Origin of the sequence: Lewinella sp. 4G2 (assembly GCF_001625015.1) — a bacterium.
GTDB lineage: Bacteria > Bacteroidota > Bacteroidia > Chitinophagales > Saprospiraceae > Neolewinella.
The window spans coordinates 357177-383420 of the sequence record NZ_LVWJ02000019.1 but is presented as its reverse complement, the minus strand read 5'-3'; the positions used below and the strand labels follow the sequence as shown (position 1 = coordinate 383420).

Genomic DNA, 26244 nt, shown 5'->3' with positions numbered 1-26244 from the left:
GCCATTTGAGCACCGCAGGTTCTGACCGAATGGGCTACGCACTACCTTTAAGTATGACTTCGACGATCACTTCCCTCCAAGAAAGTATCACCCTTGACCTGGCTCGTCTCCGAACCGCGGCTTTGGAATTGAACCGCATGCCGGAAGAGCGGCTAAATGCCTGCCTCCTCACGTTGGCTGATTTGACGGAGAAGTGTATCCCCCAACTCCTCGCCGCCAATACGCTGGACCTTGCCCGAATGGACCCCGCCAACCCTAAGTTTGATCGCCTCCTGCTGAATGAAGAGCGACTGTACGCTATCGCCGTGGACTTACGTAGAGTTGCGGAATTACCCAGCCCACTGGAAGCCATTCTGGAAGAGCGGACATTAGAAAATGGGCTTCGGCTGAAGCGCATTAGCGTTCCCATTGGCGTGGTGGGGATCGTCTTTGAATCCCGGCCCAATGTAACTTTTGATGTTTTCGCTCTCAACCTGAAAAGTGGTAACGCCTCCGCCCTCAAAGGAAGTCGGGACGCGAAGGACAGTAACCTGGCCATCAAAAAATTGATCGACGAGGCACTTGCCACCAATGGCTTACCGGCCGCCTGTTACCTGGCCCCGGCGGAACGGGAGGCCCTGAGCCCAATCCTTACCGCTGACGGACTCGTCGACGTCATCATTCCCCGGGGAAGTCAGGGACTCATCGATCACGTCCGGGCGAATGCTACCGTACCGGTCATCGAAACGGGCGCGGGTATCTGCCATACTTACGTAGACGCCTCCGCCAATGTGGATTGGGCGAGAGATATCATCACGAATGCCAAGAGCCGCCGCGTCAGTGTCTGTAATTCGCTGGACTGCATTGTCCTGCACGAGAGCCTGCTCGATAAGCTGCCAGGATTAGTAAAAATCTTGGGTACAGAACACAATTGCGAAATTTTTGCTGATGAGGAAGCTTACGCCGCACTAGAGGGTAAGTATCCAGCGGAATTACTTCACCGTGCGGATGAGACTTCCTTTGGAACGGAATTCCTGTCCATGAAGCTTTCGGTAAAAACGGTAGGTGAGCCGGGGGAAGCGATCGCTCACGTCAACAAGTACGGGAGCCGGCACAGTGAATCCATCGTGAGTGATGACGAAGAAACGATTAACCGTTACTTGCGGGAGATTGATGCCGCTGTAGTGTACGCCAACGCGTCCACGGCTTTTACGGATGGGGGGCAATTTGAATTGGGGGCAGAAATTGGCATCAGTACCCAGAAGTTGCACGCCCGTGGCCCCATGGGCTTAGCGGCGCTGACGAGCTACAAGTGGATTGTTACCGGCGAGGGGCAGGTGAGATGAGCTCTCAAGCGTCACGTAGGGTCCTTTAAACAGACGGGTTTAGTGTAGTGCCTGAACCTCCACCGGAGTGGGGCGTTGCTGAGCTATGATGAAAATTAAATTGAACAATGGTCTCGAGATGCCCCAACTTGGCCTGGGAGTATGGCAGAGCGGCAATGGCGAAGAAGTAATTAACGCCATCCACTGGGCGCTGGACGCCGGTTACCGCCACGTCGATACGGCCAAGATTTACAAAAACGAAGAAGCCGTCGGTAAGGCGCTCGCTACCGCCAACGTCCCCCGCGAAGAGATTTGGCTGACTACCAAGATCTGGAACGACGACATCCGAGCCGGCCGCACCACGGCAGCACTGGATGAATCCCTTCAACGGTTGGGAGTGACGTACGTCGATCTGATTTTACTCCACTGGCCAGTCGACGGATATCAGCAGGCTTGGAAGGAATTAGAAGCTGCGTTAAAAGCGGGTAAAGTGAAAGCCATTGGTCTGAGCAATTTCATGGATGAGCACCTACAGGATATCCTGGAAGTGGCCACCGTAAAGCCGGCCGTCAACCAGATCGAATACCACCCCTACTTGGTGCAGGCAGAAGCCATCTCAGCTTGCGATGAGCACAACATTGCCATCACCGCCTGGAGCCCACTGATGCAAGGGAAGTTTTTGGAGGAGCCGCTCTTCGCTACCATCGCGGAGAAGTATAACAAGACGGCGGCACAAGTCGTCCTTCGGTGGTGCCTGCAGAACGATATTATCGTCATCCCGAAGAGCACCAATAAAGGCCGCATCGAAGAAAATGGTGACCTGTTCGACTTTGAGCTGAGTGAAGAAGATATGGTAGCGATCGACGAATTGGAGCGGGGCCACCACTTTGGGCCAGACCCGCACGACTTTGACTTTTAGTAGCCTGGTGACCTGTTTACCCCTAACCAGAAACTGGTGTACCTTACCCGCCCTTAACCAGCTAACCACCGCCCGATGATCTACACTTTTAAACCACTGGAGAGTACCTCGACGGCCTTCTTTCACGAACTGTTTCATTCTTCACTCTACAAGCCGCCCGGGGAGCCGGCCATTCCCTTTGAGGAGATCCGAAAGCCGGAATTACGCCGGTACTACGAATACTGGGGGAAAGACGGAGACCTCGGTTTCATCATTTTGCAGGATGGGGAGGAAATCGGAGGAATCTGGAGCCGCCGCTTCACCGAAGAAGAACCGGGCTATGGCTTCATCAGCCCCGACGTTGCGGAACTGGGCATCGCCATCAAGAAGGGCCACCGCGGCAACGGGATTGGCAACCACTTGATGAATCACTTCCTCGATGCCCTGCGGAAAAGGGGAGATAAGCAAGTTTCCCTTTCCGTTAATGGGGACAACCACGCCGCCCAGTGGTACCAGCGAATGGGTTTTCGCATCGTCTCGTTTAACGGAAAGACGCTGAAGATGGTGCTTGATCTTTAGGATAATCACTACCGCTTTTGCTTGTCCTTCCGCTCAGCATTAGGCCACTAGTCCCCAGCAAGGTATTTACCAAAACGGTCCATCACGAAAGCGTGGGCTTTGGCCTGGCTCCCTACGTATACGAACCACGGCAGCGCAGGGACAAACTCATGGATTGCAGAAATGACGTACCGCCCTCCCAGGACGCGCCGAAACTCTAACCAACCGTAGTCCTTGCGCTTGACGAGCCGTCCACCGGTGATATAGAAAAGTTGCCGTTCATCATCACTCCGGTCCGGAATAAAGGTGAGTTGTAGTAATGGCGTACCCGCAAAAGTAAATTTTGAGATATCACCCTCCGTTTCCACCCGGATGAGTGTTTTAAAGAAAATGGGTAGCCAGCGCTGGTAAATACGAGCTACGTAAGTGGCCGTGTGCCCTTCGGGATTAGGCAGCCGCTGCACACTGCGGACCGTATTCTTTTCCTCCTCTTCCGTAGGCACCCGCTCCGGGAGTGGGGGTAACTTCTCCTTACCGAACAAAGCCCGCCGGGCAGCCTGCCGGAAATCGGCCCGTTCCGGAAATTGCTCCAGTAGCGAATTGGGCTGGGCCACCAGATCGTGCCGGAGGCTTTCGATGAGGGGGGAGACGAGTTCCCGGCTGTTATCTGTGAAGAGTGCCACCCACATTTTGGAGAAGCCCGGGCTGAAGAACTTGACCGGCCGGATCTGACGCTTTTTCCCCATAAGGTCAGCTGTAATTCGGATCATCTCCATGTAGTTCGTTACGTCCGATCCGCCGATGTCGAAGTGCTGGTCGTACATCTCCTCCCGGCCAACACAGTAGCGAATCATTTGCAGTGCATCGTGCAGCCCTACCGGGTGAGTAGCCGACTGGCACCAGGAAGGGCAGATCAGGACGGGAAGCCGTTCTACCAACTTACGGATCATGGCGAAGGATGATCCTCCCTGACCAACAATGATCCCCGCGCGGAGGGCGGTTACGGGTGTGCCGGCATTTCCCAACGTTTGTTCTACTTCGTAACGGCTGCGTAAATGGCGGCTCAGGTCATCGACTGATTCACCTTCCGGTAATAGGCCACCCATAAAGATGATCTGCCGGAGGCCATTTCGTTTGGCTGCGCGGCCGAAGTTATCCGCTAGTAAAAGATCCGTGTCTTCAAAGGTGCCCTGGTGCAATCGAGTAGTGGGGTGCATCGAGTGCACGAGATAAAGTGCGTAATCGGCTCCCTGCAGCGCCTCCTCCGTAGAACTGAGGGAATACAATTCTACCTTTCGCCACGCTGCCTTTTGGTAGTCAGCATCGGGTTTCATTTCACTTCGGCTCAGTGCGATGATGTTGAAATCCTCGTGAAACCTTTCGATGAACCACCGTCCGATAAATCCCGTGGCGCCGGCGATGACGATGGTTGCTTTACTCATGCCACTAAAAGAAGAAAAGGGATAAACTTGTTCCCCAAGCTTATCCCTTATCGGCTTATACTATGTTGTCCGCTACGGATTAGTAGCGGAGGTCCTCTACGTGGTAACCGGGAAAATCGGTCTTGCTGAACGTGAAGGTATTTGCGGCGAGGGTAGGGTTCCCCTCCGTCTTGTCCAGGTGAAAGGTGAAATTGGTGCCGTCCCGTGAAAAGGCTTGGATACTGATGAGTTCCTTAGCCTTAGCGTCGACTTGTAGGCGCATCTTGGTGAACTCACTTTCGTCGCGGTTGACGGGCTTCAGTTCAATGATCTTTGCGGCGCGGCCCTTAATGGTTTCAGTGCCAGTGATGGCAACAACGTAGTTATCTCCCTCGTAGAAACTGAACAGCGTTTGGGGGGTGAGCACTCCATTCAATTCGCCAGGCTCCGGTAAGTTATTGATCATCACCTCCTTGTTGCCGTGCTGAATGATGTAGGCGGCCTGATCGTTGACGATCCCCTCCTGCTGCCCGAGCTTAAAGCGAACGGCGTCTCCCTTTCGGCTGACTTGCCCGGTTTGGGTTTCTACTTGCTGGCCCGGAAAAGCTATGTCCAACCTGAAGTCCGCTCTGATTGCTTCAAAAGCATCGTACTTGGTTCGAAGCGAAGAGAGCAGCGCGACCGCCTCTGGATCACTATCCGATGCATTTAGGTACTGCCGGTCCTGAGCGGAGAGTGTGAGGGTGAAACCAAAGCAAAGAACGAGACAGAAGAACAGCTTTCTCATGTGTTGGATGTGTTTGGTAGGTAAACGCCCCGGGCCATCCTCAGGTGTAAGCCAAGGGGTTAAACTATCGTTAATGAGGGTGTGAAAACCGGCATGATATTTTTGCCTAAATATTGACCGACTTGTCGAACATCTGTCTAAACACTAATAAACATTAGTGTAGCCTCCAAAAAAGTGTAGTGTTTTCAATATTTTCAGTATGATTTTGTACCTTTGGTTTACCAATTTATTGAAAATCCCGTACGTGCGTTTTGCCTGTTTTCAGGTGGATGAACGACCGGGCGCTTCGTTGAAAACCCAGCAACCGACAAATTTTCAACGTGCATTTAGCCTTTCGGCAACAAACTATATTATGGTAAACCAAGTTGACTCTTCCGGCTTTTTGGCCGGTGGTAGTAATCGATATGAAGACTTGCATTATAACATTTCACAGTCTTCTAGTTGGCTGAGTAATCTATCAAGAAAGCATTTGTTACCGCTGGGAATCACCCCTAAGCAATCAACGATACTTTCTATTCTGGCCGCTAAATACCCCGAATCTCTTTCCATTCAGGAAGTGAGAAAAAGCCTCGCGGATAAGATGTCCGACGCTAGCCGTCTCATTGACCGCCTGGAGAAAAAAGGACTCCTCGAGAAGTTCCCATCGGACTTTGATCGGAGAAGCAACCGCGCGCGCATCACCGAAAAGGGTAAGGAGTTGCTTGATGAAGTATTGCGCAACCGGCCTGACTTCGAGGGCGCCATTGCTGATCGCCTTTCTGATAGTGAGATCGATAGCCTCAATAAACTCCTGAACCGATTGAAGTAGCGCATCGGAAACTGACATGATATTAGGAAATTTACGGTGTCCATCTGTACCGCCAATAGACCTGTGCGACTGCTCCATTCGTTAAGAACTGCACCGCATTCCTAAGCTGATCTATTCGGTTACCTTTACGCCATGAATTTGCCGGCAAAAATGTCCTGGCGGTACTTGTTTGCCCGCAAGTCTACCAACGCGATCAACATCATTACCCTGATTGCCGCTTTTGGTGTAGCCATCGGCACGGCGGCGCTGGTTATGGTACTGAGCGTATTCAATGGTTTTGAGGATTTGTTCCTGGATCTTTTCAACAACCTTAATCCGGATGTCCGGATCACTGCAGCTAAGGGGAAGACGTTCGAAATCACTCCGGAACTTCAGGCCAGCCTAGCTGAGCTCCCCGAAATCGCGGTTATCTCCGCGACACTGGAAGAGACGGCCATGTTCAGCTACCAGGACAAGCGCAGCCCGGGGCGGATCAAAGGGGTTGACCTCCAGTATGCGGCCATCAACGGAATTGATACCATGGTGCGCGACGGCTCCTACGCGCTGTACGCCGATCCCGAGCGAGCCTCCAATGCCGTGATTGGTAATCAGCTCGCGATGGCGCTAGGGGTAGACCCACTCAACCAGTTCGAGCAGGTCCGGGTGTACATGGCCCGGCCAAAACCCAGGGGTGGGGGAGGGTTCCTCACCACCGGCCGTAGCTCCTACCTGACGCGCGACTTTCAGCCTACGGGTATCATCCGTAGCCAGGAGGCCTTTGAAAATGAGGCCGTACTCATTCCACTTCGCAAGGCTAGGGACTTACTGAGCGTGAGCGACAGTACGGTCAGTTCACTGGAGATCAAACTGACGGCAGCAGGGGTGGACCAGGACTATTCTGAAATAGTGCAAGCCACCCTTGGTGACAATTACGTTGTAGAAAACCGTTATCAGCAGGAAAATAGCATTCTCAAGATCATGCAGGTGGAAAAGTGGATCGCCTTCGCCATCGTCATGCTTATGATGGTGGTCATCAGTTTCAACCTCATTGGTGCGCTGTGGATGATCGTCCTGGAGAAACGAAGCGATATATCCATTCTCCGCAGTTTGGGAATGACGGGGGAGAACGTCAGAAACATCTTTTTGCGGGTCGGTTTACTGCTCAGTAGCCTCGGCTTAGCGGTAGGCTTTTTGCTGGCGATCGTGCTATACGTACTTCAAAAAACATTCAGCTTGGTCAATCTGCCCGGGCTGATGATGGAGCCTTATCCCATCTCATTTCGTTTGGTGGATTTCCTTGTTGTGGGGGTAACCGTACTTACTATCGGTTTATTGGCTTCCTTGTTGCCAGCCCGTCGTGCCGCTCGGGTTTCCGCCATTATCACTGAAGAGTGATACAGCCTAGCTTTTTTTCTTCCTCCGCTTAGGGCTGGATGCGTCACCCGTTTTGAGGCGCGTCCACGCCCAGTCCCATTTGGAGTTGCTAATGCCCGGACGGTAGTAATCCTGGTCGAGATCGAATTCCAGGCCGTCCAACATTCCTTCTTCCTCCATTTTCCAGGGGGCGTGTACGAGCGGGGCGGGGAGGTCCGCTAATTCGGGTAGCCACGTCTTTACGTATTCCCCCTTTTTGTCGTACTTCAATCCTTGCCAGGGCGGGCTGGTGTAGTAGATCTCTAGCGCCTGCGTGTGCCAGTTGAACCAGTTGGCGCACACTTCGTAGTCGATCAATTTATTTTCAAACCAGGCGGCACCCCAACGCCAGTCGATTTCGTAATCCCTCGTCAGGAAACTGGAGCAATTCACCCGGCCGCGGTTACTCATGAATCCTGTCGCGGCAAGTTCCCGCATGTGGGCGTCTACAAAGGGTAAGCCGGTTTGCCCGAGGCACCACCGTTCGAACAGTGACTCATTCGTGGACCAATCGTGGGGCCGATTCTTCAGACCGCCAGGGCGGAAGATCCCATCGCCATGCTTGACGCCAAGGAATAGGAAATAGTCTCGCCAGCGCATCTCAAATAGGATGTTGTTTCCCACGTATCTCTTCCCCGTTTGTTGTTGGTAGTCTTTAATGCGGTGATAAACCATCCGCGGGGAAAGGGCCCCGATGGCCAGGTAGGGGGAGAACTTGGTAGAGTAATCCGGCCCCAGGCTCCTATTCCGCGTCGAGCGGTACTTCATCACGAGGTGGGTTTCCTCCAGGTAGTAGGCGAGGCGTTTCAGCCCGGCTGTTTCCCCTCCGGGGTAGGCGGGGCTGCCTTCTTCCTTAAAGCCCAGATCTGCCAAACTAGGAGTTGGCGGGTAGGTGAAATTTTCCGGCCCAGTTAGCCTGGTGGGTTCTTCCACCATTGAACGTACGGGAAGTTTTTCTACCTGCTTGCGAAAATTGCGGAATGGCTCGGGAGTCTCTAAAGCTTCGAAAGGAACATCCTCCCGGTGGTAGAGGGATTTGCCATAGGTCAGTTTTAACTCGCCACCTGATTCAGCCATAGCGGCCGCCACGGCGGCTTCGTCGGTCGTTTCTTCACTGGCAATCTCCGCTTGGGCGTAGATGGTTTTCGCACCAATTTCTTCCGCTAGTTTTTTCAGCGCTGCCGCGGGTGCGGATGTGGGGACCACGGCCACCTCACCACCTTTGGACCGGGCCCGTTGCCGAAGATCCTCCAGGCATTCCAATAGGAAAGCGGCCCGGTGGACGCCGGTTTTACGGAAGGATAAGTTCGGTAGACGTTCAAACAACCGTAGGTCGAGCGTATAAACCAACAAAACCCTGGCGTGGGCCTCGAGGGCACTCACCAGGGTTTCGTTATCGTGGAAGCGCAAGTCGTTACGCAGCCAGCAAATTGCCGTATCGGCCATGTATACCTGAATCAAAGTGGTTTGAGAATTTATCGCTTGTTCTTTCCGCGTCTACCGTCGTTAGAAAATTGAACCGTAGCTATGGCTATGCTTAAATTTTCTGCCTAGGTAGACACGGAAATAACGTCGCGCTAATTTTCCCAAACCACCTCGTTTCAGGTATGGTTGTTTATCTATCCCGCCACGCTTGCCTTGCCTTCGCTTTGGTAGAATTCTTTAAAGCTGATCATTCGCTGCTTCTCTTCGTCCCAGAGCTTGTTGAACATCATGGGCAGGCTCTGGAAGAAACTGATCTTTGTAACGTACTTCTGCAGTACGGGGTTCTCCTTAGCGCAACGGCGGAGGTTATAGTTCGGGATCCGGCTGCTCAGGTGGTGGATGTGATGGTAACCAATGTTACCCGTCAGGAAGTGCAGCCAGCGGGGAAGCTTATAAAAAGTCGCTCCCTTAATGGCGGCCGTGAGGTAATCCCAATTCTTCGTCCACTGCATGAACGTGTGCTCGTGCTGGTGCTGGACGTAAAAGAACCAGAAAGCAATGATGCCAAAGAAGAAGATGATGGAACCCTGTACGATCAGGAAGGACTTCCAACCCAGTAGGAAACCCAGACCAATGTAGACCGCCGCAATGGAGATGTTATTGATGTGTTGTTTCAGGTGGACTTTGCCCCAACCATCAAAAGTGATTCGTGGGATGCGCAGCACTACGCCGAGGTAGATCACGGGTACAACCACAAACAACACGATCGGGCTACGGAAGATCCGGTACTTAAAGCGGCCCCACTTACCGAGGTCACGGTACTCATCCACCGTCAGGAAGTCGATGTCACCAATGTCGCGGTGCTCCAACTGGCCGGTGTGGCCGTGGTGATAGCTGTGGACGCGGGCCCAGTAAGTGTAGGGAATGGAGCTGAAGAAAGAGCAGATGAAGCCAATGGCATCATTGACCTTCCGCTTCTGCAGGAAGGAATAGTGGCCGCAATCGTGCTGAATGATGAAGATGCGCACGAGGAAGAACGCATTGACGGCGCCCAACGCTAGGGTCAGCCAGATGCTGTAGTCCACGCTGAAATACATCGCAATCCAAAGGGCCACAAACGGCCCAAAACTGCTGAACAGCTGGCCAATCGCCCGTGGCGTGTTGGACTCCTGGTACTTAGCTACGATGGACTTCCAGTGGCGGAGACTGGAATTGATTTCTTCAACGCTGGTGTTCGGGGTAGTATCCAAAATCTTATTGTTTAAACTGGTAGGATGATGAAAGGCCGTACCTCACTTATTGTTGTGTCATAAAACCGGAATGGCAAGGCCGTTACTAACAAGGCTTCCACCAACCGACTAAAAGCCACGCAAGATACGTAAGCATCGGTAGATGAAATGAGCACCCCACAATGTTTACGGTTTGCCGACAAATGAACTTGCGTAGTGGAACTGCCTCAGTTACTTTTTCTCTAGTGCCGAGGATGCCTCCAACTCTTTATACTTCGCGTACTGCTTCTCGGTGAGCACTTCACTGATCATCCGCTCTTCCTTATGGCGAAGGTCTCGCAACGCAGGTGACCCCACGTAGAACTCCCCCTGCTCACGTAGTAAAGCAATCTCTTTCTTCACCACTTTGGCGATTGCTAGTAGTGCTTTTTCCTGCTTCGGACGAAGGTCCAGTTTTTCCACGGCCGTGGTTTTTACCGTCGTAGCAGTAGTGGATTGAGCGGGTAGTGCTACTGCAAAACAAAAGAGCAACGCAAAGAGAAAGATTCGCCTCATGGTAGTTGTGATTGTAAACGAGTTGAGTGAATAGCTAGGAAGCTTTAAACGCGCCCGGTCAAGAATTATTAGGCAGAGGTTCAACTCCAGCGTCATTCTAACCCGGTAGCATCCCGTTAGTTACGCCCCTCGCCGACTAACATCGATTAAATGGCTTGGTCAAAAACCGTAGAGCGCTTTCATGTTGTCAAAGATGGCCGTGTTTTCGTAGATGCCCCGGAACAACTCCTCCCCGGGCCCGTAGGCAAATACGGGAATCATCGCCGCCGTGTGGTAATCCGACGTAAAGGCTCCATCAATTCGGCCCATCTCGGAACCGTTCTGAATCGCGTAGCCACCGGTTTCGTGGTCCGCCGTAACGATGACGAGTGTTTCTCCGTCCTGCTGCGCAAACTTGAGAACCTCCCCAATCGCCTGGTCGAACTCCAACATTTCAGAGATGATGTAATCGCTATTGTTGGCGTGGCCACCCCAATCAATTTGGGAGCCTTCAATCATGAGGAAGAATCCCTTATTCTCTTTATCCCGCTGGTTAAGGAAGTCGGGAGCCAACCGGGCGGCACCCACCAGGTAGTCCCGGCCCTGAGAGAAGGGGAGGGGCTCACCATCCGCCGTGAGGTAGGCGTAGTTTTTGGATACATTGGGCTTGACGTCCTTCATGTCTTTCTTGACGAAGTTGTCCACGTCGTAGCCCTTCGCACGAAGTTCTTCCGAGAGGTTGCGCTTGTCGACCTCACGGCGTTCGAAGAACTTGACGCCACCGCCGATGATGAGGTCTACGTCAGTTTTTAGGAAGTCGGCCGCGATGGCTTCATAGTTCTTACGGTACTCATTGTGAGCCACGAAGCTGGCGGGCGTAGCGTGGACAATTGAGCTACTGGCGACCAGCCCGGTTGGCATCCCTGCGTCTTCGGCCATTTCGAGAATGGTCCTGACGGGTTTCTTGTCCATGCCCACGCCGATCGCTCCGTTGTAGGTCTTCACCCCCGCGCTAAAGGCCGTGGCTCCCGCAGCGGAATCAGTTATGAGGTTATCCCCACTGTAGGATTTGTGCAAACCCAGGCTCCTGAATTGCTCCAGGTTCAACCGGTTATTATTCATGTACATACCAGCGGTGATCTGGCTGATGCCCATCCCGTCCCCAATCATCAGGATGATGTTTTTTGGCTTTTTCCCGGTATAGTTAACGGCGGCTCGTTTGATCGTTGGTAAGCGAACGGTGGGTTTCGTCCCGGTGGTCGTGGTCGGTGCCGGAGGGCAGGAGGTCAGGAAAACTAGGCTCAGCAGGGTGCAGATCAGGTAGGCTGGTTTCATACGGCGAAGATAAGGTCTCCGTTGGGCCGCAAGTGAAGCCCAGGTTAAATGTTGGCAGTTCAATATTGCGCACTCCATTCTCACCCACCAGCCAGCCGGTAACGGTGGCCGGGTAGCGAAACGATGTGCCCCTTCATTTCCAGCATGAGCAGGGTGCCCGCCAGCCGGGCCGGTGGCTCCGACATCAGGTGATGCAGCGTATCGATATCAACGGCTTCCTGGTCCCGCAAGCAGGAAACCAACTGCTGTTCGGCCGCGGAAAGATCATCGAATAGCCGGCGTTGGGTACCCTTCACCGCTCCTTTCCACTTCATGAGGTCAATCAGGTCCTGCCCCTCTTCAATCAGGTGGGCCTTTCCTTTTTTAATGAGGGCGTTGCAACCGGCCGTCAGTGGGTCGCCACCCCGGCCGGGACAGGCCCCTACTTTGCGGCCCATGTCGTGGGCCATTCGAGCCGTGATCATGGAGCCGCCCCGGGTGGCTGATTCCACCACAACAGTAACATCGCTCTGGGCGGCTACGATTCGGTTGCGGGCCGGGAAGTGCTCCCGGTTGGGTTTCATCCAGTACGGATATTCCGTCAGGATGCCGCCGCCCGCTTCCACCATCTTTAAGGCCGTGCGGGCGTGGGCGGCGGGGTAGACGTGGCCAAAGCCGGAACCCATCACGCCAAGCGTCGGTAGACCGATTTGCAAGCAACGGCGGTGGGCGTAAATGTCTACTCCGTAAGCCAGGCCGCTGACGATCAGAGGGTCGTATTCCGCCAGTGGATCCAGTAGCAGGTCGATCTGCCGGCTCCCACGGCTACTCATTTCCCGGGTGCCGACTACGGCCGCCGTGCGTTTGTTTTGTAGATCCGTTTGCCCGAGGTGATAAAGGATCGGGGGAGACCCCGCGAGCTTGGCTAGCCGTCCTGGATAATCATCATCCACACAACACAGGATGTGCACCTCGCTCTTTTCTGCGTGGTGAAGGATGGCGTCCGCCTCTTTCAGGTGCCGCTCCGAGGTAAAGGCGTGGGCCGTCCTTTCGGCTACCCCCTCCACTTCGCATAGCTCCTGCGGCCGCGCCCGCAAAACATCGTCGGCCGAGGTGAAGTGATGGATTAAGGAACGGAAAAGTTTCGCGCCAATACCCGGTACGCGGCTGAGTGCTACCCGGGCGTGCGTGTCCGAATGCATAACAATAAATTAGCAAGTGATGGGAGCCACGAAAAAAACGGGAGGAGGCGAAGGAAAAAAGGGGGAGGGGTGGTCTAAACCAGGCACGATAAATTGCCGTTAGCCACCGTATGCGTGGATGTTGACAAAGATAATGTATTTAAACAAATTGTGTTCAATTTGTCGCCAATTTGTGAGAATTATTTGAAGTATCGACTAACCCGCAATGACGTATATTTGTGCTTTAGAGTGCGCGTTAATACTTGAGTTTTAGTTTTCCATAGTCTCCTATATGAAATTGTTTTTACCCCATTTGACGGCCCTAGCCCTGTTCGCGGTGCTCCTTTCCGGGTGCATTCAGGATGAGGCAATGTCTCCGCTCGACGCCGAGCTGGAGCGCACGTTGATTCGTTTGAGCGAAGACAACTCCTTGAATTCCTACAAGTTACCCGACGGCAGCAACCTGGCCGGCATCCCCGCCGGTGTGGGCAACCCCCTCACGGAAGAAAAGATCGAACTGGGCAAAATGCTCTTCTTCGAAACTGCCCTCGGCCGCGACGCGCTGCAAACCAGTCAGTTACGGACTTTCTCCTGTGCCACTTGCCACGTGCCAGAGGCTGGCTTTACCGCCGGTGCCGCCCAGGGTATCGCCGATGGTGGATTAGGTTTCGGTACGTTCGGCAGCGGCCGTGTCATGGACCAGAATTACGACGAAGACGACATCGACGCCCAGGGCGCCCGCCCGCTTTCCATGCTCGGCGTTGCGTACGTGACCAATAGTATGTGGGCCGGCCGTTTCGGGGCTAATGGCGCCAACGCCGAAGTTGAAGACGTCTGGGGTGTTTTCGACCCCGCCACGGAAGTTAATTTCCTGGGCCTTGACGGACTCGAAGCGCAGAACATCGAAGGCACCATCACCCACCGGATGAGCACCGACGAGTACCTGCTCGACACCCTCAATTACCGTCCACTCTTCGACCGCGCTTTTCCCGATTTTGAGGGCGACGCTCGCTACGGCCGCGTGGCGATGAGTTTTGCCCTCTCAGCCTACATCCGCACGCTGTTGCCCAGCGATGCACCGTGGCAAAAGTGGCTGAAGGGTGACCAAGATGCACTCACGGACCAGCAGAAAAAAGGCGCGCAACTTTTCTTCGGAAAAGCCGGCTGTTACCGCTGCCACAATGGCCCCGCGCTAAACGGAAACACCTTTCACGCCGTTGGTGTAAACGATCTCTGCGACATCCCCGGCGGCGCTCTTCGCACTGGTTTGGACGATACACGTAACCTTGGCCGGGGTGACTTTACCCGCCGAGAGGAAGACCTTTATAAGTTCAAGGTTCCGCAGGTGTACAACACCAAGGATATGCCGTTCTACTTCCACGGCAGCAGTAAGGATAACCTCCGCGACGTGGTGGAATACTTTAACGCCGGAGTCGTTGAAAACGACCGCGTTCCGGCGGCCAACGTGTCCGAATTCTTCCACCCACTTTACCTCACCGATGAGGAAGTGACCGACCTTACGGAGTTCCTCGCCGAAGGTCTGTACGACCCCAATCTCAAGCGTTTCGTGCCCGATGCCGTGCTCAGCGGCGAGTGCTTCCCCAACAGCGACGCGCAGAGCAAGATCGACATGGGTTGTGAATAGCTACTTCTAGTTCCCAGAACCATCCCGCGCCGCTTCCGTTCCAACGGGCAGTGGTAAAGACATCAACAAAACAGGCCCGCCGAGAACTCATCGGCCGCGGTAAAAAGTGGTTCACCCAGCAGGGGTGGAAGCCCTTTCCCTTTCAGCTTGAAGCCTGGAACGCTTACCTCGACGGGGAGAACGGCCTCGTCAATGCTCCCACCGGTAGCGGCAAGACCTACTCCCTCATCATGCCCATCCTGCTCGAAGGTTTGCGGGAGAAGGAGATGGGCGCTGCCGCAGGTGCCGGGGAAGAGGGCAAGCAAGCAAAGGCTACCACCAAAAAGAAGTCCGGACTCCGCGCCATTTGGATTACTCCCATCCGTGCCCTGACCCGCGAAATTCAGGGTGCCGCCCAACGCGCCGCCGAAGACCTGGGGCTGGATTGGAAGATCGGCATCCGCTCGGGTGATACCTCGACTTCGGAACGAGCTAAGCAAAAGAAGTCGCCCCCGCAAATTCTCATCACTACCCCAGAGTCGCTGCACCTGCTGCTGGCGAGTAAGGGTTACGAAGATTACTTCGGCAACCTCCGCGTCCTCGTGGCGGATGAGTGGCACGAACTCGTAGGAACAAAACGGGGCGTTTTGCTGGAGACCGCTCTTTCCCGCCTCAGAGGCTTTCGCGGACGGGAATTCCGGACCTGGGGCATATCGGCCACCATCGGTAACCTACCCGAAGCGCTGGACGTCCTCCAGGGAATCCCCCACGAACTGAGTCTGGAAAACGGCAAAACCCTGCTGGACGGCCGTTCCCGCGGCGTCATCGTGCGGGCGGGGATCGCCAAGGAGATTGAAATCACGACGGTGATGCCGGACGAGATCGAGACCTTCCCCTGGGCCGGCCATCTGGGGATCAAGCTGCTGCAGAAAGTCATCCCGATCATTCATTCCTCCGGCTCCACGCTGGTCTTTACGAATACGCGGAGCCAGTGCGAGATTTGGTACCAACGCATTCTGGATGCGGACCCGGATCTCTCCGGCGCCATTGCGATGCACCACGGTAGTATCGGCCGGGAGTTGCGGGACTGGGTGGAGAACGCCCTCCACGAAGGCTCCCTCAAGGCCGTCATCTGTACGGCCAGTCTTGACTTGGGGGTGGACTTCCGCCCGGTTGAAACCATCGTCCAGATCGGGAGCCCGAAGGGGGTGGCCCGGTTCATGCAGCGAGCGGGACGGTCCGGCCACCGGCCCGGGGCGAAATCCATTATTCATTTCGTCCCCACCCACAGTCTGGAATTGCTGGAAGCCTCGGCCCTGCGCCAGTGCATTGCGGAGGGGCAGATCGAACAACGGATCCCGTACATCCGCAGTTTCGACGTGCTGATTCAGTACCTCGTTACCCTAGCGGTGAGTGAAGGCTTCCGGCCGGATGAGATTTTTGCCGAAGTGAAGAAGACCTATTGTTTCTCTTCCATCACGCGGGAGGAGTTCAACTGGTGCCTGGAATTCATCACCACCGGTGGCAACAGCCTCGGCGCATACGATGAGTACCACAAGGTCGTCGTGGAAGACGGTGTATATAAGGTCACCAGCAAACGGGTGGCGATGATGCACCGGATGGGTATCGGTGCCATCGTCAGCGAGCAGGTGATGATGGTCAAGTACCTCCGGGGCGGCTATATAGGGACGATCGAGGAATACTTCATCTCCAGCCTGAAGACGGGGGATACCTTTTGGTTTGCCGGCCGCTCACTCAAGCTCGTCAAAGTGAAGGGGACGGAGGCCCTCGTCCGCAAGAGCAACGCCAAGAAGGGCAAAATCCCCAGTTGGAAAGGAGGACGGATGCAACTTTCCAGCCAGCTATCGACGCGGCTCCGGGAAGCCATGACCCACCTCAAGACGGAGAACTACCACGACGCCGAGTTGGCCAAATTGAAACCGCTGCGGGATATCCAAGCCCAACGCTCTGCCATCCCTGGCTCTGACGAATTGCTGATCGAGTACTTCGTCGACCGGGAAGGATACCACTTGCTGATGTACCCTTGCGAGGGGCGGGGCATCCACGAAGGGCTGGCCAGTCTCTTTGCATACCGGATCGGGCAGTTTGCGCCGCTCACCTTTACGATTGCCAATAACGATTATGGGTTCGAGTTGCTGAGCGACCAGCCCATACCCATCGAGGAAGCCCTTGGTTCTGGTCTTTTTGACGCTGGAACACTTACCGAAGACCTGGAAGCCGGCATCAACGCTACGGAAATGGCCAGCCGACGCTTTCGGGACATTGCCGCCATTTCCGGGCTCATCTTTAAGGGGTACCCCGGAAAACAGAAGAAGGAGAAACACCTCCAGAGCAGTAGCAAACTTTTTTTCGACGTCTTCACTGATTATGAGCCGAATAACCTGCTCCTCACCCAGGCCTACGATGAGATCGTGACCTTTCAGCTACAGGAGGAGCGGTTGCGTGCCGCTTTGGACCGTATCAATAACCAAACCATTCTTTTCGAGAAGCCGGCGAAGGCTACGCCCTTCAGTTTTGCCCTCATTGTGGATCGCCTCCGCGAAAAGATGTCCAGCGAAAAACTGGAGGACCGCATTAAGCGGATGCGGGTGGCTTTGGTCCGGGATTAGTGAATTACCAACCGGAAACCTATGCACCTGGCCGAAGTAGATATCATTGATCTGGGCGACTTCATGGAATGTACCGCCCTCCGTGCCTGCCTGGAGAATTGGTCCGTCAAAGTGAATCTGTACGGTATCGGCCAACCCAATCACCTGGTAGCCTTGCTGGACGGTCAGGAGAAAAGGTCCGGCTTCATCATCCTGTGTGGGCACGGCGATGAACGAGGTATCCACTTGGAGGAACTAGGTGAGTCGCTACGGGCCGGCCAGGCTTTCAATAAGTATTTAGGCTCGGCGGAAGTCGAGGCTCACCTGAAGTTCAACAATTCCCTGGTATTATCAACGGCCTGTATGAGTGGGACGGACGCAATGGCGGATGCCTTCCTGAGTCGGGGAGTTGAGCAATACCTTGGGCCCGGTGATTATCCGGAGGGGAGTTCCGCACTGTACTTTGCGATAAGCTTTTGTTATCAGTACCTCGTGCGGGGGCGTAGCGTCCGAGATAGCTACGAGATTGCTCGGTCGACGGACGAGGAGACGGGGATGTTTCGCTTATTTGAGTAATTGGAATGATGGAGACCGTCCTTTAATTCCCGCCAGGATAGTTGCCCCGTAGTACGTGAGCCCGTTTAGCCCTTTATGCCCTTCAGCACCTTTACCATCTTCCGTTCCAGGTAGCTGAAATCCATTTCTTCCTTGCCCGTGTACATGAAGAGGACGGCTAATTGCTCCCCATCTCCTGGCACCTGCGGCAGCGCCAACTCGTCTTTATGGAGGCGGTAGGCTTCCCGCATCAGGCGCTTGATCCGGTTGCGATCGACGGCGCGCTTGAAGCGGCGCTTGGGGACGACGAAGGTGACCTGCACCGGAAATTCGCTACGGGGCTCACCGGCCCAACCGTAGACGGCGCGGATGGGATAGCTGGTGGCGGACTTTGACTTACGGCTGAATAATCGGCCGATCTCCTTGCGCGATTTCAAGCGCTCCCCGTTGTGCAACTTGAAACTCATTTGGCCGAGAAAGCGCTGACGATCTTGTTCATGCGCTTGCGGTTGGCGCCCAGGTCGGAGTGGCCCACGCGGCTGGCACTGCGGAAGTGGATGACCTTGTTGGCATCGTCGAAAAGGAACTCAACGTCGTCCGTAAAGGGGATTGGCCAGGTTTTGAAGGTATAGTGGATGTAATCCGTCTCCACCGTCCGGCGGGTGGTGCGCTTCGTATCGTCAAGGATGGAAAGGAGCCGTGTTTTAGCCTCTTCTTTGCTGCCAGTATAGGGAATAGGATCCGCCTGGTGTTGTTTCTCCGTAGCCTGGGTGCTAACGCAGTTGGGTTTGTTGGGGCAGGCTTTGAGCGTCTTCGTCATACTAAATGCAGCGGTTTCCTGAAGACCAAATTCGGCCATGGCGGGGTCAGCGGATTGTTGAGCCTGCAGGACCAGGTAACCGGAAAACAGCAGGGAAAGAAGGAGGAACCCAGCGAGAATTTTTTTAAACATAGCGGCGGCGGATGAGCTCGATGAATTCGCGGGCGCTCTCTTGTTTGTTTTCCTCCGTCCAACCAAAACGGCGGATGAGACTATTTACGAGTGGGCGGGCTTCGCGCATAGAGCCGGAAGCATTGAGCTGCTCCATGGTAGTATTGAGTAACGTGTTGTCACCGCCAAACAGGTCTCGGGTAAAAAGGATGCGGTTATTGATGCTTAATGCGCGCGTGAGGTCACTGATGGGCTGGCGGCCGAAGCGGCTGGTGACGCCATTGTCTTCGAAGAGGGCCGCCACCTCGGGGTCCTCAGCATGTGTAGGCGTCTGAGGGACGGAGGGCTCTTCTTCCAGCAAAATCTTGTAATCCGGCGCTTTCTGGACCGCGGCGGGCGCGGGTTTGGGGGCCGGCTTAGGCGCGGGTGGTGGCGTGACCCGGGCCACGGGTTCCGGAGCAACTGGTCTTTGCACCACGGGGTCGGGGGCACGGTGAACTGGCTGGCTCGGAGTAGCAGGCGCCGGTTGGTATTTTACCTCCGGCTCAGCGGACCGGGAAACCATGGAGTCGGGCGCCGGTGGCGGTGGCGTCGGCGGGACGCCAACGGAAGGGGGGGCGACGACGGATGCCGGTGGCGCGGACGATGCCGGTGGGGGACTAGGCGCCACGGGAGGAGCGGGTGGCGTGACTACCGGAGCCGGCTTAACGGGCGTTTCCATAATGGCCTCCCGGCTGGACCGGGGCGCGGGTGGCGCGACGGTTCCGGAGGCGTAGATTTCGTAAAATTCACGCAGGTAATTCAGCATCAGATCTCGCTCCATTTTACTGATGTGGCCTCCTTCGTCGAGTTGCAAAGATTTGTGGAGGGCGGAAATTCGGTTCAGGAGGCGGTCGGCGTTCGTCTGAGGCATGCGTGTTGGTAGTTTCTTTTGGTGGTCCGGTTTGTTTTGGGGCATCTTCGCGTCCCGCACCGCTGGCTGGCGCGGCGAAATTCGAGTTGTTAACGCAAAATACGGCGCTTAATGTTTTTAGAACCCCACTTTAGCGGCCAACGCAGCGGATGGATCGAAGTAATCTGCGGGAGCATGTTTTCCGGCAAAACGGAAGAACTCATCCGCCGGCTAAAGAGGGCCCGGATCGCCGGCCAGGAAGTGGAGATCTTCAAGCCCCTCATCGACACCCGTTACGGCGAAAACGAGGTGGTAAGCCACGATAGCAACTCCCTCGAAGCGACTCCCATTTCCGACACAAAGGTATTGCTCGATCTGCCGAAAGAAACCACCGTCGTGGGTTTAGACGAAGCCCAGTTCTTCGACATGATCGTCGTCAAACACGCCCAGGAACTGGCTAACCAGGGCAAACGGGTCATCATCGCTGGATTGGATATGGACTTCCGGGGTGAGCCCTTCGGCCCCATGTGCCACTTGCTTTCGGTGGCGGAATACATCACGAAAGTCCACGCCATCTGCTCGCACTGTGGGAATTTGGCTACCCATTCTTACCGTTTGGTGCAGGATCAAAGTACGGTCGTTCTCGGTGAGAAGGATCTTTACGAGGCGCGCTGCCGCAAGTGTTATGGGATGGGAAATATTTTAGATTTACGGAATTAGTTGGGTAGCCGGGTAGTAGCGTAGTCGGGTAGTGCTTGCGTTACAGGCGTTACAGGCGTTACAGGCGTTACAGGCGTTGCCTGCCTTTTTGGTAGCTACGCTTCCCATATTACTTTTAATTGTAAGTCCTTACTATTCCTTCAAAGACGTGAAAGATGAAAATCAAAACCCAGGCTGAAGCTGATGCGCTCAACGCCAAGATTCTGAGCGAGATGGGTGTCGACATTAGTGCCTACCGCGATCAGGAAGTCATCGATAAACTGGCGGAGCTCATCGTGTTTCCGATGTACGCGCTCGAGTCGGTCCTGCGGCCGATCGGTTTGTTCCTGTTGTTCTGGATTGCGGGCTTCTGGTTGTGGGATCTCGTGCACCTCGAGTACCTGCTCTACGTCATCCCCGGTTTCGTCCTGTTCGCCGTGGCGGGCTTTTTTGCCGGTATTCTCTACTTGTCCATTCGGTTCCGGAACGACATCAATTCGATGCTCAATTACTCCATGGAGATCCTCCGCAATATCGTCGCGGACGTTGATAAGGTGAATAAAGGCACTAATAAGGCGAACCTTCAGGAAAACCTGACGCTGCTTTTCGCCGGCGTGCTCCACATCGTTACTATCCCGGCGGCGGCATCGATCGTGGCCAAAAAGATCCCTTTTATCGGTGGTTACGTTTCCGGGTTGCTGACGCGCATCCTCCGCCGCATCGCCAATATCTTCAAGTGGCCGGAAATGAACCGCATGGACGCCAAGTATGCGGCCGGCAGTGAGGGCAAGATCCTGCCCATGTACCTCGAATCCGTCACTGCCTTAGAGCGCACTACCGGTCAGATCCTCAAGGTGGCCATGCGCGTGGTGCAGGCGCCGGTGCTGCTGTTTTTTGCGGTGTTTGGTGGCCTGGCGGCAATTTTGGTTTGGTTATTGAATTGAGCAGAGCTTTATATCGGGGGGGCTGGTTGGGAACGGGTTTGACTGTTTGGCGCTGCCGCGGGTGCTAAGTTTTGGGGGAGGGGGTGGGGACGTGGTCTTCTTAAAATGATGGTTTACCTGAACTAATGACCCATTATAATAGACGGCCGCAACTTTCCATGAAGTACAGCCGTTTCCCGCCGATCAACTTTTCTCAACGTGCCTGGGAATTGACGAACACTCATTTCCCAGCCACTAAAACAAGATCAAACTAATGGCCATCTACTTCACCGCCGATACCCACTTCGGCCACGCCAATATCCTTAAATACACCGACCGCCCCTACGCCAACGCCCAGGAAATGGACGAAGCCCTCATCCAAAACTGGAATGATACCGTTGGGCCTGACGATACCGTGTATCACCTGGGGGACTTCAGTCTGACGAGCCCAGCCAAAACCCGGAAGATCATCGCCCGCCTGAACGGCACCATTCACCTTATCTCGGGTAACCACGAGAGCTCCGCACACGCCTGCGCGGATCAGTTCGCCTGGGTGAAGGACTACTACGAGCTATCCGTGCCCGACCCCGACGCCCACCGCGGCCAGCGCCATTACGTGCTCTTTCACTACGCCATGCGCGTATGGAATGGTTCCCACCACGGCACGTTTCACCTCTACGGCCATTCTCACGGGACGCTTCCGGACTTACCCACTGAACGCAGTATCGATGTAGGAGTGGACTGTTTTTCGGGCCACCCCGTCAGCCTGGAGAAGGTCCGGGAAATCCTATTGGCCAAACCGTGGGTGAGCCCCTTTGCCTCCTGATCAGCAGGAAAAGCTATTCGGGTTCATAAGTATCGGCAAAGGCCGCCACTTACCTAAGTAACTCACCTCACCACCACCCTCCGCGTAAGCGAACCCCGATCGGTCACCACCTTGACGAAGTACACCCCAGCCGCCACCTCATCGACGGCCAAAGTCACCGGCCCGCCACCCAATTGGTCGACTTGCTTAACAACGGCTCCCCGCGCATCCAGTAAGGTGACCGAAGCAATGGTAATGTCCGGACGTTGTGGATTTAAACGAATAAGGTCCGTAGCGGGATTAGGGTAGATGCTGACTTCGCGGGCATCCAGGACGGAAGGAACGCTAACGCTCGCCTCGTAGGTGACCTTCATGATGGTGCCGGGGTTGCGTACGTCAGTCAGCCGGTTAAGGCCGGATTCATCCGTGACCGGGCCGGCCTGATCCGTCAGTAGGTAAAAGGTCTTGCCATCGGGCGCCAGGGCGATATCGCGGTACCGGTTGCCGGAGTAAAAGTGGTGGGTCGTATCTCCCACAATGGCCTGTCCGGAATCGTCTAATTTCAGGCGGTAAAGCCGGCCCCGCTTGAGGCTGGGGATGAGTAAGGAATTCTTCCAGCCAGGAATGGCATCACTCTCGTAGATCGCCAAACTGGACGGGGCAATGTTGGGCCGGCAGGTATAGGAATCTTCACAGATGGGGTTTTCAAAATCGTAATCGTCCGTCACCGCGAAGAGAGCCATCAGAGGGTCCCGGTAAGTAGGGTCGGTAAAACTACTCTCCTCAAAGAATTCCGCTCCCGGTGGGCATTCGGTCTTACTGAAGGTGAGGTCACTGCAGTTATCCAGGGACGACCAATTGCAGTAGTCGTAAGCCTGGTCGTCGAGCATCCCAACCACCCGTGGCCAGCCGTAATTGCTACCGGCCGTCAGCAAGTTCACCTCGTCATCCGTGTTGGGGCCGTGTTCGGAAGAATAGAGCAAGCCGCTGGCCGAGAAGGCCAGGCCCTGCGCGTTCCGGTGGCCCAGCGTGAAGATGTGGCTCCGTACGCCCCCGAGGACCGGGTTGTCTTCCGGAATGGACCCATCCAGATTCAACCGTAGCGTTTTGCCGGGGTAGTTGATCCAGTTACTCTGGTCGATCTGCTCCTGGGTCGGCAAAAATTGGGATACGACTTCGGAGCAATAATTCCGGTTCTGGTTGTTCCCTTGATCACCGATGGTGTAGTACAGCTTCTGGTCGGGGCCGAAGACCAGCCGGCCGGAATTATGGTCGTTGCTGGCGGGGAGCCCGTCCATCAGCAGCACGGCATCCACTAAACTTCCGTCTCCGTCCACTTCCGTAAAGGTGTAGCGCAAAATGGCCTGGCGACGTTCCAAAAATTCCAGGTAAGTGTAAGAAAGGTAAACAAATGGCGACCCATCATCGAAGTCTTTGTGGAGGGCAAAACCCAGTAGCCCATCCTGCCCGGAAGCGGAAAAGGCACCCGGAATGACGAGTAACTCATCCTCCGCTCCGGTCTCGGGGTCCAGCCGTAGCAGGCGACCAATTGAACGCTCGGTGATCCACAATTGGTCGTCGGGGGCGTAGTGGATGTCCCACGCTCGGGTTAATGAATTCTCGGGCACCAGCAGTTCCATGCTAAAGGTTCCATCCTGTGCATTTGCCGTTTGGGGGAGAAATAGTAGCAGGATCAGCGTGAAGCCGTGAACCAGGGTGGAAAGAATATTCGTGGAGGCCATACTAATGTTTATTCCGTGTAAGATACACACAGAATAAGTTGGCTGCTTAAATGATGTATTGATTTAAGAAGGGCATAGAGCGCCAACCAATTCCATCTTTCCGTCATTTGGCTTAGACTGGGTCTAAATAATCCGCCCGCGCCGTACCTTCGTGCTTCTTCAGTAGCCATCCGCCCATGCCCTTCCCCCGCAACTCCCCCGCTTCGAACTACCAGATTGGTATGACGGGCGAGATCGAACGCTTTACCAACGAGAACCTGGCCGGGAAACTGCTCGACATTGGCGTCCGCCCGGGTTCGCGCCTCAGCATCATTCGCAAATCCCCCTTCGGTGGTTGCTGGTACGTGAAGATCGACCGCCACTGCATCGCCCTGCGCAAACAAGAACTGGCCAGCATCCTGATTAAATGATCGGAACGGAACAAAGAACGGCCATCGTCGGCCTCGTCGGGAACCCCAATAGCGGTAAATCCTCCCTCTTCAACCTACTAACGGGCCTGCGCCAGCGGATCGGCAATTTCCCCGGAGTAACGGTGGAAAAGAAGTCCGGTACCCTCCGCCTCAGCGACGTGGCCCGCACCGAAGAGATCGACGTGGACGGCGACCGCATCCCCGACATCGAACTGGTCGACTTCCCCGGCGCCTACTCCTGTTACCCCACGAGTTTGGACGAACGTCTCGTCGTGCAGGAACTCACTAACCCGGAAGGAGACCTCTACCCCGATGCCATCATCTACGTGGCCGACGTCACGAAACTCGATAAACACCTCCTCCTCTTTACTCAGCTGCGCGACTTGGACCTGCCGATGGTGCTCGTCCTCAATATGGCCGACCTCATCGAAGAGAATGGATTGAAGGTGGATAAGGAGCGGCTGTCTTCCCGCCTCGGCGTTCCCGTCGTGGCCCTTTCCGCCCGGGAGAATACCGGGGTGGAAGACCTCAAACAAGCCATTGCCGACCTGCTGCGGAACCCCCAGGCTTACCGCCCCCAGGAATCATTTTACGAGCCCGGTGCCAGCGCCCGCGACGTGTTGGCGGACCTCCGCCAGGAACTGCCCGCGCGCAATGATTACCACGCGCTGTTGCTCGCCCATCACGCAAGTTGGCTCAAGCACATCCCGGAAAAGACGCGCCATTTGGTGCAGCAGAGCCGCGTCAAGCACGAGTTCCATTCCCTCCGCGCCCAGGTAGAGGAGACAATGGAGCGCTACGACACCTTCGAGCCGATTGTCAAGGACAGCGTCCGCCGCGGCGGTGCCAACTCCAGTTTTTCGGACCGGATCGATGACGTGCTGACCCACCGCTTCTTCGGCCCCGTGATTTTCGTCGTCATCATGACGCTGTTGTTCCAGGCCCTGTTTGCCTGGTCCGGCTGGCCGATGGACGGTATCGAGTGGTTCTTCGAAACGCTCGGGACAACCGTCCGCGAAAGCTTCGGTGCCGGTTGGCTGACGGACCTGCTCGTGGATGGCGTCCTCGCCGGCCTTGGTGGCGTCCTCGTTTTCGTGCCCCAGATTGCGATCCTGTTCTTTTTCGTCGCCCTGCTGGAGGAGGTCGGTTACCTCGCCCGCGCGGCCTACATGTTTGATGGCATCATGCAGCGTTTCGGCCTCAACGGGCGCTCGGTGGTGGCCCTCATTAGTGGCCACGCCTGCGCCATCCCGGCCATCATGAGTACGCGGACGATCGCCAACTGGAAGGAGCGTTTGCTTACCATTCTCGTCACACCACTCACGAGTTGTTCGGCGCGGATCCCCGTTTACGTAATCCTCATTTCCTTCGCGGTACCGGAGAAGACCGTCGCTGGCTTTGGCTTGCAGGGCCTGGCCTTCGCCGGCTTGTACTTCCTGGGCATCCTGGCGGCCATGCTGTCGGCACTTGTCTTCAAACTGGTGCTGGAAACGCCCGAGCGCAGCTTCCTCATGTTGGAGTTGCCCGAGTACCGCAGCCCCGTGTGGCGCAACGTTGGGGTCACGGTTTGGCAAAAGGTCAAGGCCTTCATCGTCGAGGCTGGCAAGATCATTCTGCTCATCAGCATCATCCTGTGGGGCCTCTCCACGTTTGGCCCTCCGGGCGAGATGGATGCGGCGCTGTCGCGGGTGCAAAGTCAGGTAGAACAACAGGGCCTGGACGAAGAACAAGCCGCCGATCTACTGGCCGGCGAAAAACTGGAGGCCAGCTTTGCCGGGCACATTGGGAAGGCGATCGAACCCGTCATCCGGCCTTTGGGGTACGACTGGAAGATCGGGATCGCCCTCTTCACCAGCTTCGCCGCCCGGGAGGTCTTCGTGGGAACGATGGCCACCATCTACTCCATCGGCAGTTCGGACGACGAGTTACGGATCCGTGACCGGATGGCCGAAGAGGTCAACCCCCAAACCGGCCAACCGGTGTACAACCAGGCAACGTCGTGGAGCCTCCTCGTCTTCTACGTTTTTGCAATGATGTGTATGTCCACCACCGCCGTCACTAAACGGGAAACCGGGGGTTGGAAGTGGCCCATCATCCAATTCGTTTTCATGACGGTGCTGGCTTACGTGAGCGCGATGGTGGTGTACCAGAGTTTGGTGTAAGAACGGTATTGGCTTGACCGTATTGATTCCAGCATTTGCAG

At 55.4% G+C, this 26244-nt stretch carries 24 protein-coding genes; 13 read left to right on the top strand and 11 right to left on the bottom strand.

Going from position 1 to position 26244, the window contains the following annotated elements; genetic code table 11:
• Positions 1–53: 53 nt before the first annotated feature.
• The 3 genes from A3850_RS18610 to A3850_RS18600 all read left to right on the top strand — a co-directional run bounded on the left by A3850_RS18610 (position 54) and on the right by A3850_RS18600 (position 2781).
• Positions 54–1325 carry a glutamate-5-semialdehyde dehydrogenase gene (locus A3850_RS18610; RefSeq protein ID WP_068220790.1) on the top strand — a complete coding sequence of 424 codons (1272 nt, stop codon included), beginning with the start codon at positions 54–56 and terminating at the stop codon, positions 1323–1325.
• An 85-nt stretch (positions 1326–1410) separates the two neighbouring features.
• Positions 1411–2223, top strand: coding sequence for an aldo/keto reductase (locus tag A3850_RS18605; RefSeq protein ID WP_157501445.1), 813 nt, complete (start codon positions 1411–1413; stop codon positions 2221–2223).
• Between the two features lie 75 nt (positions 2224–2298).
• On the top strand, positions 2299–2781 hold the full coding sequence (locus A3850_RS18600) for a GNAT family N-acetyltransferase (RefSeq protein ID WP_068220786.1): 483 nt from the start codon (positions 2299–2301) through the stop codon (positions 2779–2781).
• A 47-nt stretch (positions 2782–2828) separates the two neighbouring features.
• On the opposite strand, the gene A3850_RS18595 is transcribed toward A3850_RS18600, so the two are convergent.
• Positions 2829–4202 carry an NAD(P)H-binding protein gene (locus A3850_RS18595; protein ID WP_068220783.1) on the bottom strand — a complete coding sequence of 458 codons (1374 nt, stop codon included), beginning with the start codon at positions 4200–4202 and terminating at the stop codon, positions 2829–2831.
• 79 nt (positions 4203–4281) lie between these two features.
• The gene (locus A3850_RS18590; protein WP_068220780.1) at positions 4282–4968 is read right to left on the bottom strand and encodes an outer membrane lipoprotein carrier protein LolA; all 687 of its coding nucleotides are present in this window, start codon (positions 4966–4968) and stop codon (positions 4282–4284) included.
• A gap of 199 nt (positions 4969–5167) precedes the next feature.
• Between A3850_RS18590 and A3850_RS18585 the strand changes: the two genes are divergently transcribed.
• Complete coding sequence (locus A3850_RS18585; RefSeq protein ID WP_068220777.1) at positions 5168–5776, top strand: MarR family winged helix-turn-helix transcriptional regulator; 609 nt, start codon at positions 5168–5170, stop codon at positions 5774–5776.
• 132 nt (positions 5777–5908) lie between these two features.
• Positions 5909–7150 carry an ABC transporter permease gene (locus tag A3850_RS18580; protein WP_068220774.1) on the top strand — a complete coding sequence of 414 codons (1242 nt, stop codon included), beginning with the start codon at positions 5909–5911 and terminating at the stop codon, positions 7148–7150.
• A 6-nt stretch (positions 7151–7156) separates the two neighbouring features.
• Here the strand turns inward: A3850_RS18580 and A3850_RS18575 are convergent, their stop codons facing one another.
• The 5 genes from A3850_RS18575 to dprA all read right to left on the bottom strand — a co-directional run bounded on the left by A3850_RS18575 (position 7157) and on the right by dprA (position 12872).
• Positions 7157–8629 carry a DASH family cryptochrome gene (locus tag A3850_RS18575; protein WP_157501442.1) on the bottom strand — a complete coding sequence of 491 codons (1473 nt, stop codon included), beginning with the start codon at positions 8627–8629 and terminating at the stop codon, positions 7157–7159.
• A 158-nt stretch (positions 8630–8787) separates the two neighbouring features.
• On the bottom strand, positions 8788–9843 hold the full coding sequence (locus A3850_RS18570; protein ID WP_068220767.1) for a fatty acid desaturase: 1056 nt from the start codon (positions 9841–9843) through the stop codon (positions 8788–8790).
• A 210-nt stretch (positions 9844–10053) separates the two neighbouring features.
• Positions 10054–10377 (bottom strand): hypothetical protein, encoded by a 324-nt coding sequence (locus A3850_RS18565; protein WP_157501439.1) that lies wholly within the window; start codon positions 10375–10377, stop codon positions 10054–10056.
• A 159-nt stretch (positions 10378–10536) separates the two neighbouring features.
• Positions 10537–11691 carry an alkaline phosphatase gene (locus A3850_RS18560; protein WP_231915366.1) on the bottom strand — a complete coding sequence of 385 codons (1155 nt, stop codon included), beginning with the start codon at positions 11689–11691 and terminating at the stop codon, positions 10537–10539.
• Positions 11692–11771: 80 nt separating this feature from the next.
• The gene (gene dprA / locus A3850_RS18555; RefSeq protein WP_068220760.1) at positions 11772–12872 is read right to left on the bottom strand and encodes a DNA-processing protein DprA; all 1101 of its coding nucleotides are present in this window, start codon (positions 12870–12872) and stop codon (positions 11772–11774) included.
• A 271-nt stretch (positions 12873–13143) separates the two neighbouring features.
• Here dprA and A3850_RS18550 point away from each other — a divergent pair, with 271 nt between their 5' ends.
• Genes A3850_RS18550 through A3850_RS18540 form a run of 3 tightly spaced genes read left to right on the top strand, consistent with a single transcriptional unit; the run spans position 13144 to position 17660 of the window.
• Positions 13144–14496, top strand: coding sequence for a cytochrome-c peroxidase (locus tag A3850_RS18550; RefSeq protein ID WP_068220758.1), 1353 nt, complete (start codon positions 13144–13146; stop codon positions 14494–14496).
• Between the two features lie 50 nt (positions 14497–14546).
• Positions 14547–17105, top strand: coding sequence for a ligase-associated DNA damage response DEXH box helicase (locus A3850_RS18545; RefSeq protein WP_068220756.1), 2559 nt, complete (start codon positions 14547–14549; stop codon positions 17103–17105).
• Between the two features lie 21 nt (positions 17106–17126).
• Positions 17127–17660, top strand: a complete 534-nt coding sequence (locus A3850_RS18540) for a hypothetical protein (RefSeq protein ID WP_068220753.1) — start codon at positions 17127–17129, stop codon at positions 17658–17660.
• Between the two features lie 65 nt (positions 17661–17725).
• Here A3850_RS18540 and A3850_RS18535 read toward each other — a convergent pair whose 3' ends face one another.
• The 3 genes from A3850_RS18535 to A3850_RS18525 are packed head-to-tail and all read right to left on the bottom strand — an operon-like array spanning position 17726 to position 19483.
• Positions 17726–18106, bottom strand: coding sequence for a ribonuclease P protein component (locus A3850_RS18535; RefSeq protein ID WP_068220750.1), 381 nt, complete (start codon positions 18104–18106; stop codon positions 17726–17728).
• Positions 18103–18591: a DUF1499 domain-containing protein gene (locus A3850_RS18530; protein ID WP_197494113.1), complete on the bottom strand. Its 489-nt coding sequence runs from the start codon at positions 18589–18591 to the stop codon at positions 18103–18105. The genes A3850_RS18535 and A3850_RS18530 overlap by 4 nt, the downstream gene beginning before the upstream one ends.
• The gene (locus tag A3850_RS18525; RefSeq protein ID WP_157501436.1) at positions 18584–19483 is read right to left on the bottom strand and encodes a hypothetical protein; all 900 of its coding nucleotides are present in this window, start codon (positions 19481–19483) and stop codon (positions 18584–18586) included. Before A3850_RS18525 ends, A3850_RS18530 begins: the two co-directional genes overlap by 8 nt.
• 111 nt (positions 19484–19594) lie before the next feature.
• Between A3850_RS18525 and A3850_RS18520 the strand changes: the two genes are divergently transcribed.
• From A3850_RS18520 to A3850_RS18510, 3 genes are all read left to right on the top strand, one after another.
• A complete protein-coding gene (locus A3850_RS18520; protein ID WP_068220746.1) occupies positions 19595–20182 on the top strand; it encodes a thymidine kinase in 588 nt (195 codons plus the stop codon).
• A 155-nt stretch (positions 20183–20337) separates the two neighbouring features.
• Positions 20338–21105 (top strand): hypothetical protein, encoded by a 768-nt coding sequence (locus tag A3850_RS18515; RefSeq protein WP_068220744.1) that lies wholly within the window; start codon positions 20338–20340, stop codon positions 21103–21105.
• 253 nt (positions 21106–21358) lie between these two features.
• Positions 21359–21910, top strand: a complete 552-nt coding sequence (locus A3850_RS18510; protein WP_068220741.1) for a metallophosphoesterase — start codon at positions 21359–21361, stop codon at positions 21908–21910.
• Between the two features lie 62 nt (positions 21911–21972).
• Here the strand turns inward: A3850_RS18510 and A3850_RS18505 are convergent, their stop codons facing one another.
• Positions 21973–23631, bottom strand: coding sequence for a glucose/sorbosone family PQQ-dependent dehydrogenase (locus A3850_RS18505; protein WP_068220738.1), 1659 nt, complete (start codon positions 23629–23631; stop codon positions 21973–21975).
• 176 nt (positions 23632–23807) lie between these two features.
• On the opposite strand from A3850_RS18505, the gene A3850_RS18500 reads away from it, so the two are divergent.
• Complete coding sequence (locus tag A3850_RS18500) at positions 23808–24041, top strand: FeoA family protein (protein WP_068220736.1); 234 nt, start codon at positions 23808–23810, stop codon at positions 24039–24041.
• Positions 24038–26203, top strand: a complete 2166-nt coding sequence (gene feoB / locus A3850_RS18495; protein ID WP_068220733.1) for a ferrous iron transport protein B — start codon at positions 24038–24040, stop codon at positions 26201–26203. The genes A3850_RS18500 and feoB overlap by 4 nt, the downstream gene beginning before the upstream one ends.
• The last annotated feature ends 41 nt before the right edge of the window (positions 26204–26244 follow it).